Origin of the sequence: uncultured Methanobrevibacter sp. (genome assembly GCF_902801725.1) — an archaeon.
Lineage (GTDB): Archaea > Methanobacteriota > Methanobacteria > Methanobacteriales > Methanobacteriaceae > Methanocatella.
In genome coordinates this window covers 21730-31315 of sequence record NZ_CADCJB010000019.1, presented here as the reverse complement: position 1 = coordinate 31315, position 9586 = coordinate 21730, and the positions used below count along the sequence as shown (strand labels likewise).

11 protein-coding genes and 1 pseudogene are annotated in these 9586 nt (G+C 33.5%); all 12 read right to left on the bottom strand.

Going from position 1 to position 9586, the window contains the following annotated elements; all coding sequences use genetic code 11:
* Positions 1 to 548: pseudogene (locus QZV68_RS05625) on the bottom strand (serine--tRNA ligase); the annotation flags it as partial.
* A 158-nt stretch (positions 549 to 706) separates the two neighbouring features.
* Positions 707 to 1078, bottom strand: a complete 372-nt coding sequence (locus QZV68_RS05620) for a helix-turn-helix domain-containing protein (protein ID WP_296879395.1) — start codon at positions 1076 to 1078, stop codon at positions 707 to 709.
* Between the two features lie 511 nt (positions 1079 to 1589).
* Positions 1590 to 1940 (bottom strand): arsenate reductase family protein, encoded by a 351-nt coding sequence (locus tag QZV68_RS05615; protein WP_296879393.1) that lies wholly within the window; start codon positions 1938 to 1940, stop codon positions 1590 to 1592.
* Positions 1941 to 2028: 88 nt separating this feature from the next.
* Positions 2029 to 2463, bottom strand: coding sequence for a hypothetical protein (locus QZV68_RS05610; protein WP_296879391.1), 435 nt, complete (start codon positions 2461 to 2463; stop codon positions 2029 to 2031).
* A gap of 217 nt (positions 2464 to 2680) precedes the next feature.
* Positions 2681 to 3331: an HAD family hydrolase gene (locus QZV68_RS05605; protein WP_296879389.1), complete on the bottom strand. Its 651-nt coding sequence runs from the start codon at positions 3329 to 3331 to the stop codon at positions 2681 to 2683.
* A gap of 22 nt (positions 3332 to 3353) precedes the next feature.
* Entirely contained in the window at positions 3354 to 3881 is a 528-nt protein-coding gene (locus tag QZV68_RS05600) for a YgjV family protein (protein WP_296879387.1), read from the bottom strand.
* A 122-nt stretch (positions 3882 to 4003) separates the two neighbouring features.
* Entirely contained in the window at positions 4004 to 4372 is a 369-nt protein-coding gene (locus QZV68_RS05595; RefSeq protein ID WP_296879385.1) for a hypothetical protein, read from the bottom strand.
* A complete protein-coding gene (locus tag QZV68_RS05590) occupies positions 4362 to 4838 on the bottom strand; it encodes a methylated-DNA--[protein]-cysteine S-methyltransferase (protein ID WP_363137023.1) in 477 nt (158 codons plus the stop codon). Before QZV68_RS05590 ends, QZV68_RS05595 begins: the two co-directional genes overlap by 11 nt.
* Before the next feature lie 105 nt (positions 4839 to 4943).
* Positions 4944 to 5738, bottom strand: a complete 795-nt coding sequence (cfbC, locus tag QZV68_RS05585; RefSeq protein ID WP_296879380.1) for a Ni-sirohydrochlorin a,c-diamide reductive cyclase ATP-dependent reductase subunit — start codon at positions 5736 to 5738, stop codon at positions 4944 to 4946.
* Positions 5739 to 5935: 197 nt separating this feature from the next.
* Positions 5936 to 7186 carry a peptidase U32 family protein gene (locus QZV68_RS05580; protein WP_296879379.1) on the bottom strand — a complete coding sequence of 417 codons (1251 nt, stop codon included), beginning with the start codon at positions 7184 to 7186 and terminating at the stop codon, positions 5936 to 5938.
* A 6-nt stretch (positions 7187 to 7192) separates the two neighbouring features.
* The gene (purF, locus tag QZV68_RS05575) at positions 7193 to 8614 is read right to left on the bottom strand and encodes an amidophosphoribosyltransferase (protein WP_296879377.1); all 1422 of its coding nucleotides are present in this window, start codon (positions 8612 to 8614) and stop codon (positions 7193 to 7195) included.
* A gap of 74 nt (positions 8615 to 8688) precedes the next feature.
* Positions 8689 to 9582, bottom strand: a complete 894-nt coding sequence (locus QZV68_RS05570) for a hypothetical protein (RefSeq protein WP_296879375.1) — start codon at positions 9580 to 9582, stop codon at positions 8689 to 8691.
* Between the last annotated feature and the right edge of the window lie 4 nt (positions 9583 to 9586).

Sequence of the window (9586 nt, the reverse complement as noted above, 5' to 3'; positions counted from 1 at the left end):
TCTGAAAGCGCAAATTGAATTAATGCCAGATTCAAGTGCAATATGTCTCTTTTCAAATAGTAAAAACGAGCCCCTGCAATGCTTGCTGCAGTTTCAAGGTCTGCACCATCAATTTTTTTAATTAAATCCACATGGTTTAACAATTCAAAATCATGTTCTGGTATTTCCCCATAAGTTCGAACAACTACATTATCATCTTCTGTGTCTGAAATTGGAACATCATCATCAATGATGTTTCCAACTTTATATCTGTAATCATCTCTGAGTTTAAGATAATCTGCATTTTTAGCAGTGAGGTCTTTGATTTCTGCTGCCACTTCTTTTGATCTTGCAATTACTTCATCCAAATTACCTTCTTCTTTTGCTTTTTTAAATGATTTGGACAATTTATTTTTTTCAGACCTTAAGGAATTTAATTTCCTTTCACCTTCTCTCCATAAGGTGTCATATTCAATGACTTTTTCAACATTTTCAGTATCTCTAAATCTCTTCTTTTCAGAGTCTATAATAATTTCCGGATTTTCTCTGAATAATTTTATATCTAGCAATATTTTGTCCCCTAAAATATTTATACAATATTAATTAAGATTCTTTTGTTTTTTAAAGTTAATGCTTAAATCAGGGATAATTTTGTTGAAAATGTCTTAAATTAAAAAAAAGTATTTTTTAGGGTCCACACCGAAACCCAAATATTTTTCATTTATACTTATAATAAGTTTTCCTTGAAGCTTGTTTTTAAGTCGTTTGCAAGCTTATCTGAATAATTTTCACTATCTACAGTTACCATGGCAATTTCATATAGAACCTTGTTCAATGACTTGCCTTTTTCAGTTAATATGTATCGTACATTCTTTTTATCATATTTATCCGCAATTCTGTGAATCAAGCCGTTTTTCTCCATGTCTTTCAAGCAGTTGCTTAAAACTTTATTCGAAAGATCCGGCTTATCTTCTTTAAATTCATGAAAACGAGATTTACCAAAGAATAAATCGCGAATTATCTGAATTACCCATTTTTTATTGATCAATTTAACAACCAATTCTATAGGACATGATTTAATGTGCTTTAAAGTTTCCATTAACATTTACCTCCTAAAAATAGATGGGTTATTATGACTTGTCAGTCATCATATATAAACCTTTCGCTAATTGAGGTGACCAAAAGGTTACAAAAAGCTTTTATATGCAATTAGCATAAGTCTGTATTGAAAGTTGCAATAATGTGGCTTTCAAAATTTAGGAGATGGCAAAAATAAATTAATTAAAAAATTGGAATGAAAATGAAGAATTTTCCCCAAATATATACAGGCTACTATACCTGCACAGCTAAAGAAAAGGATTTCAAACCTTGCCTACAGGTTAACAGATAAAACACGTTTAAAAATAGCAATTTTACATCAAAAGTAGCTTCATAATTAACCACCGATTTCATAGGATTTCCAATAATGGAATTTTTTGAGATAACATTGAGTTATCACCTTCCTCCGAATCTCAAAATATCCCACATTCCCAAAAAAAAAATGGTTAAAATCAAAAAATTCTAGCTATCCCTATTTTAATATGATTAATGATTTGTGCAAAATGCTCAAATCACAATAATTTTTCTTCCCATTCCTTAACCTTAAAACCAACAAGAACGGTATTGTCTCCAATAAGAATAGGTCTTTTTACAAGCATCCCATCAGTAGCTAACAAATCCAATTGATCATCTTCAGACATGTCTGGAAGTTTATCTTTCAGTTTCAGTTCCCTGTATTTCATTCCACTTGTATTGAAAAATCTTTTAAGGGGCAAATCAGATGCATTCCACCATTGACGCAATTCATCAGCGGAAGGATTGTCATCGATTATGTGTCTGGACTCATATTCTATATCATGTTCATCCAACCAGTTTTTAGCTTTTCTGCAGGTTGAACATTTCGGATAATTTACAAATAACATAAAATAAAATTTGTTTTAAGAATAAATAATCTTATCTAAAAAAAGTATCTTTTAAAAAAAATAATAAAAAAGGCAATGAATTAATTGCCTATTTTCTTCTAATGACCATTCCTCCACCGAGAACAGCAAGTACAGCGATTAAGATTAAAATTGGATTACCAGTGCTTAATAAGTTGTGACCTACTGTAGCATTAGTGGCGTTGGTAACGTTACCTGAAGTAGCATTAGTAGCGTTTCCGATTGTTGAATTAGTTATGTTGCCTGTAGCATTTGTTCCATCAGCATGGTAAGGAACTCCCGGATCAGCAATATCCCCTTCATCAGTACTGTTTCCATCATCGGTAGGTACTGCTGCATCATCGGTAGGTACTAAATCATCATCAGAAGGTGTTGTTCCTTCTTCATAGTAAGGAACACCTGGGTCAGCAACATCACCTACATTTTCTTCTGCACAGACCATTCCAGCTGAAACAACAACAGCAAATATTGTTAGCAATACGATAAATGTTTTAGATAATCTCATTTTCTCACCTCAAAATATTTAATATGCATTGAGTAAATCACATACTCATACAGTATATTAATATAATCTCACCACATATAAAGTTTTTCGCATGCAAGTGATTACTTGCATCTTAAAACAGTGAAAAATGAATTAAAACCAGTTAAAAATTATTTAATTAAAAAATTAATCTAAAATATTAATTTAAAGCAATTAGAAGGATAATAATGATAAAAAATTATGCAAATTCCAAATCCAACAACTGGTTAATATCATCTATTACCTCCAAAACGCTGTCATCTTTCAAATCATTTTCACTGCCGTATCCCCAACTGACCAGTATACAGTCAATTTTTGCATTTTTTGCAGTTTTAATATCCGTTTTGGAGTCACCGACATAGATTGCTTCATCCAAACTTACACCTGCCTTTTTGACAATATTTTCTACACCAATTGGACTTGGCTTAGATGGATATTCAGGATTATGGCCTTCAATGAGCACAAAATCAATATCAGAGAAGAATTCATTGACAAAATATTTAATCGAATCTGTTGACCTGTTTGAATTGATTGCAATGAAAATGTTTCTCTCCTGAAGTTTCCTTAAAACATCCCCTGAATTCGGAAACGGAAGGGTATTTCTCTTATCCGAATTAGAATACAGTTCGCCATATGTCTCCTTAATCAGTCCCATATTTTCCTTAGAATTCCTATCCTTCAAAATCAGAGAGACAACTTCATCAATATTCCCACCCAATACTTCTAGATATTCCTTTTTAGTCAAAGTAGGAAAATTATGCATAGACAATGCCTCATTAAAACATATTACAACATCATCAACCGAATCGAATAATGTTCCATCAAAATCAAAAATGACAAGCTTTTTCATAATCAAACCTTCCGAATATATTTTACTCCAACTGTTTTGGAGATTTGAAAAATACCAATTTAGCCAAAGCAACAACACCAACCATTGCAGTGATGCTCTCAATTATTGCCGAAGAAAAATCATAAATCGCCACAAAGTAGATAATGTAAATTGCACTGTTAACAATAAAACCTGTCTTTATTGATTTGATTGTCTTTAAATAGTAGTTGCATAATGTGATCTGAACTATTGCAATTATAGGCAATATGCCTACAAATCCCATAGTATTTACCAAAAGCCCAATCACTATCGAAACGATAATGAAAACAACAGCCCAATTGAACGTTAATCTATCATAATATACCATGGCATTTCTTGAAGCTGCAATGGCCATAGTGACAACGCCTGTCCATGATAAGAAAAACACAGATGAAATCATCAGGATGAATGCATTCAAAAACTGGTGCTTATAGGCCTGCTTTTCATCATTTACCCACATGCTCAAAATGAGGAAAATGCCTGCAACCAAGGATATTACATTACCTATGACAATATTTATCGGCAAATCCATACTAGACTATTTATTGAATTTTCTAAATATAATTTACCTATTTTCCATGAATACAAACATATCCGAGTGGTAGAAGTAATGAAAAAAATCAAAAGGGGATTTCATGAATATCTTTACAGCGTTCATTTCTCATCAATTCTATCATATGCTATTTCCACATAATTAAGTTTAAATATTGTTATAACTGCAATTACTCCCAAAAGCAATACAAATATAACCAATGCAATTCTTCCTAAAGGATTGGAAATAGAGTTAAAAATTCCCAGATAGAACAGCAAAAACAGCGGAAGGCCAATGAAGGAAAATACAATAATTGAAATTTTAAGAAAATTAGGACCTTCACTCCTGAAGATATAATTAAATAACATTAAAAAAGCAGCAATAATTACAATGGAAATTATTAAATTGTTGCTGACATTTTTAAACAGCTTTAAAATAATGCAAATTAAAAATACTGACGCATAAAAAGCAATGCGTGATTTAGCATGCAAAATCATCACCGTTTTCTATTTTTAGTAGCTCAACCTTTTTATCAATACCTGCAGCATACCCAGTCAGTTTATTACCTTTTCCCATTACCCTGTGGCATGGAATTATAATGGCTATCGGATTTGCACCAACAGCACCCCCTACTGCCTGAGCTGACATTGTAGGTGAAATCCTTGATGCAATTTCACCGTAAGTTACCGTTTCGCCATATGGAATTTGGGACAATAATTCCCATACCCTCATTCTAAAATCAGTTCCTGAAACCTTCAGATTGAAATCAATTTTCGGATTTTGACCTTCAAAATACTCATCCAGCCAGCGGATGACTTTTTTAAAAATTTCCAAATCGTTATCCTCTATGGAATCGACATCACTTTTCTGACTGTTGAATGAAAGTCCGCAAAGGTTTTCCCCATCACTTAAAAGCAAAATTTCTCCTATTGGAGATGAATATCTTGTCGAATACATTTCAATCCCTGTCAAACTACTGCCATAATCTACATGCTGGTTTTTTGTATCGCAATAATATCCTTTAAAACCAATATCTACTAAAATGAGTTACTTTATCATTACCTACATATAAGATTTAAAAAATTCCTCAAATTCCTCATCACCCATTGGCTCTGGAGTTGATACGTTTTCATTAGCCATAATGCTTGAAGCAAGGTTACGGTATTCTTGTGCTTCATCACTTTCAGGGTATTTTTCTACAACAGTTTTTGCATCTAATTCAGCATCCTGTATCAAATTGCTTCTATGAATTGTACCAATAACATGTGTGCCTATTTTTTTAGCAAAGTCATTGACAATTTCTTCTTCACGTTCAACATTTCTGCAGTTGCACACAATACCGCTCAGATTGCCTTTAAGTTTTTTTACACCTCTAACGATATTGTTTGCTGCATATAATGCCATATACTCACCAGAAGTAACAATCAATACTTCATCAGCATATTTTTCACGAAGAGGCACTGAAAAACCGCCGCAAACAACATCACCCAGAACATCATAAACAACAACATCCAAATCCTCATCAAAGATGCCCAGATTTTCAAGGCGCTTCATAGCTACAATAACGCCCCTGCCGGCACAACCGACACCAGGTTCAGGGCCTCCGCTTTCAACACATTGAATATCCTTAAATCCTCTAAAAACCAAATCATCCTTTGTTGGAGACTTATTGTCCTTTAAAGTGTTGACAACAGTCGGTATTCTGGAACCGTATAAAGTACGTGTAGTGTCCGCTTTTGGATCGCAACCGATTACAATACAGTTAAGGCCTTCGCTTCCCCATACAGCAGACAAGTTTGCTACAGTAGTGCTCTTTCCTATTCCACCCTTTCCATAAATAGCTATTTTTTTAATCATTTAATTCTCTCATATCTTTAATTCTTAAAAATGAAGATGTTATTGCACATACAGTTATAACAATAGACAATACTAATATTATAATTTTAGAATTTATTAATATTGCTACAATTGGAAATCATAAAACATCTATAATATAGTGCCGAATTTGTCATATTTCAAGGCTCCAAGACATCAATAATATGTCTGTTCATGATTTAATCCTTAAAAACATCTCTTTCAATTAATTTATAGACAAAATCATTTTTTCTGACTTTTGTAGGAATCAACACTGCAACATTAGAATTTTTGCCAACATTATCAACAGATTTTCCTTCAATCTGCATGGAATCAATCGTATGAGTTATTGAACCCGTAGTCTGACCCTGAATGATTATCTTATCACCTATCTTCAAATCATCCCAGATTCTCAGCTCCGCTGCTCCAACCTTATTGTAATAATTTACAACCTGACCTATGTCCTTTTTAATGTATTTTGACTGATTGTCTTCACTTGTCTCAAATGGAGTGTTAAAATAAAAGTTAGTATCGAATCCTCTATTGAAAACAGCTGTCAGCTCTTCCATCCATTCATCCTTGACTTTATAATTTATCGAATCTTCCTGATAGCAGTCAATGGCTTCACGATAAATTCCAGTTACCATCGCCCCATAATCAGGACTGCGAGCTCTTCCTTCTATTTTAAATGATGCAACACCACTTTTCATAAGCTCCGGAATGTATTCAATCATGCACATGTCTTTTGGAGAAAAAAAGTTTGTCCTGTAGCTTCCGTCGTCGCTTCCAGTAACAACAAATGTCTCATCCTCAACATCAGAGAAATTGACAACATTGTCATCACCTTCCTCATATGTCAACGTCCAGTTTTTGCGACAGGGTTGCAGACAATCACCACAGTTAGCGCTTCTTCCATATAATCCATAACTTAAAAAGCATCGCCCAGAAATTGCCATGCAAATTGCACCATGAACAAATATTTCAGTTTCTATAGGTGATTTTCTAGTAATTTCAGTAATTTCGGCCAGAGACAGCTCACGGGACAAAATTGCCCTTTTGGCCCCCAGCTTCTTAAGGGTTTTTAAAGTGTAGGAATTAGTTACATTTTCCTGAACGCTGATATGCGCTTCAAGGCCATGAGATACAACATCCTCTATCAAACCGATGTCAGATAAAATAAGTCCGTCTATTTGTGATGATGAAATAGACTCCAAATTGCCGTTCAGCTCATTGGCTAAACGTTCATTTAAAATAATATTAGTGCATAAATAAGTTTTAGCCCCATATTCACTTGCTATTCGTGAAACCTTGCTTAAATCATCCAAAGAAAAATTTTTTGCATTGGCCCTCATATTATAATCATCAAGGCCAAAATAAACTGCATCTGCACCATTTTCCAGTACAGACCGAAGAGAAATGAAATTTCCGGCTGGAGCTAATAGTTCAACCATAAAAATCTAAGGCTTATAATAGGTTTCAGCTTCAAGACCTTCAGGAAGTTCTGTAGGATACTCCTCGTTAATACATCCCAAACACAAATTCTCTTTAGGCATTCCAATAGCCTTTACCAAAGCAGGCAAAGTGATGTAACCTAAAGTATCAATGTTCAATTGTTCTTGAATTTCTTCAACACTATAATTAGCAGCAATTAACTCTTTTTTGGTTGCCATTGCCACACCATAATAACATGGAGATATAACAGGTGGACATCCTACAAGGAAATGAATTTCAGCAGGTTCCGCTTCTTTGACAAGATCAAGCAACTTCTTGGAAGTGGTTCCTCTAACGATACTGTCATCTATCAATATTATCTTTTTACCTTTTATGGCATCCTTGATAGGATTTAATTTGAGTCTGACGGCCAATTCTCTTTCTTCTTGAGTTGGCATGATGAAAGTCCTTCCAACATATCTGTTTTTAATCAATCCTTCACCATATGGGATTCCTGAAGCTCTAGAATATCCGATAGCTGCCGGAATTGAAGAATCCGGTACAGGAATTACTACGTCAGCATCGATAGGATATAGTTCATGCAATTGGCGACCTATATTCATCCTAGTTTCATAAACGTTGACACCGTCAATTGTACTGTCAGGTCTTGCAAAATAGACATATTCAAACATACAATGTGAAAGTTTGCATTTGCCTGCGCTTTCAAGCATATGGGATTTGATTTCATCATTTTCAAAGAAAATAACTTCACCAGGCACGACATCTCTAATGTATTTTGCATTGATTACATCAAAGGCAACAGTTTCAGAAGCGATTATAAAATCATCATCCCTTTTTGCAACTGCAAGAGGCTTGATTCCCATAGGATCACGTACACCATACAAATCACCATTAACCAGAATAGTCAATGCATAAGATCCTACAAGCTTTTGACAAACGGATTCGATGGAATCGAGAATATCCTTATTGTTATCATAATGCTCTTTTTTAAGCATGTAACAAATTACTTCAGAATCAGTGTCTGATTTGAAATCATAACCCTCTGATATAAGTTCTCCCCTTAACTCATCTGAATTGACAATATCCCCATTGTGAGCCATAGCTATAAATCCGTCATCAAAATCAGTGACGAAAGGCTGTGAATTTTCAAGTTTTGACTGGCCTGTGGTTGAATACCTGACATGACCAATCGCCATATTGCCTTTTAAATTATGAATTTCATAATCTTTGAAAACATCGGTTATTAAACCCATTCCACAATAGTAATTCAAACCTTTATCAGGATTAAAAGTAGCTATTCCTGCAGATTCCTGACCTCTATGCTGTAAAGCATATAAACAATAATAAACAAAGGATGCAACATTTCTTGATTCATCTTTTGAATGAATTCCAACAATACCACATTTATCTTCCATCTCACCTTGCATATGCAAACTCCTATAAATAGTATAGTTATAATTATCTTTAAACTAGTATAAAATAATATTTGTTTTGAAGTCAGCTAGTCCCAAAAATTTTCAAATGAATTTGGAATATCATAATCATCCCTAACTTCAGGAGGTTTTGATTCACTAACATCATCCAAATCCTGCTTCAAATCATCTTTATTTTCTTCAATAAATATTAATGCAGTTCTAATCACTTTTAACCAGTCTATTGCTTCCTGCTTGGATTGTGATGCAATATAACCTTGACCTACAATAATATTATCAGGCTTAAACTTATTTGTAGCAATTACAACCTGTTCCTCATTGGTCAATTCCTGCCTAAAAGTTTCCTGCCACAATTCAGACAAATCAAATATTTCAAGAATTTCACGGGAATATATGTCCTCGTAACGCAATTTAAATGATGAAAATTCGGATTTTAGTTCATCAATATCTTCAAGCAACTCTTTATTTTCACGAGAAATAACTTCATTTTCCTTTAAAACCTGATTATAGTCATCAAGAAGACTATTATAATTATGAGTTACTTTCATCAGCTTATTTTCCAAGGAATGAATATTGATTAGATTTAGAGAATAAGATAAAGTGGACCTAATTATCGAATTTAAAATTTCCTTTTGAGCCAGATTAAAGTCAATGGATTCGTCTTCAATGATTATATTATTATAATCAAACAATCCAACATTGTTAAAATCAGTTTTTAATTCATTGAAAAGAATATTATAGGTTTCATCCCTACCGTAACTTCCAATAAGTATTATGTCAGCACCTTTAGCTACCTTTTTAACTATATTTACTTCGGTTGTAGGGATAATGGATGAAACGACAATATTATAATCCTTTTCTAGTTGAACGTTGCTAACAGCTTTTGAAACCATTTGAGCAACATCCAAACTCTGTACGATTATTCGAACATCAATTTTTGACTCATTAGTTTCATTTTCCATGAAG

Coding starts and splice junctions, on each gene's coding strand:
- QZV68_RS05620 (WP_296879395.1), bottom strand. CDS start 1,078: ATGGAAACTTTAAAGCACATTAAATCATGTCCTATAGAATTGGTTGTT.
- QZV68_RS05615 (WP_296879393.1), bottom strand. CDS start 1,940: ATGTTATTTGTAAATTATCCGAAATGTTCAACCTGCAGAAAAGCTAAA.
- QZV68_RS05610 (WP_296879391.1), bottom strand. CDS start 2,463: ATGAGATTATCTAAAACATTTATCGTATTGCTAACAATATTTGCTGTT.
- QZV68_RS05605 (WP_296879389.1), bottom strand. CDS start 3,331: ATGAAAAAGCTTGTCATTTTTGATTTTGATGGAACATTATTCGATTCG.
- QZV68_RS05600 (WP_296879387.1), bottom strand. CDS start 3,881: ATGGATTTGCCGATAAATATTGTCATAGGTAATGTAATATCCTTGGTT.
- QZV68_RS05590 (WP_363137023.1), bottom strand. CDS start 4,838: ATGTATTCGACAAGATATTCATCTCCAATAGGAGAAATTTTGCTTTTA.
- cfbC (WP_296879380.1), bottom strand. CDS start 5,738: ATGATTAAAAAAATAGCTATTTATGGAAAGGGTGGAATAGGAAAGAGC.
- QZV68_RS05580 (WP_296879379.1), bottom strand. CDS start 7,186: ATGGTTGAACTATTAGCTCCAGCCGGAAATTTCATTTCTCTTCGGTCT.
- purF (WP_296879377.1), bottom strand. CDS start 8,614: ATGCAAGGTGAGATGGAAGATAAATGTGGTATTGTTGGAATTCATTCA.
- QZV68_RS05570 (WP_296879375.1), bottom strand. CDS start 9,582: ATGGAAAATGAAACTAATGAGTCAAAAATTGATGTTCGAATAATCGTA.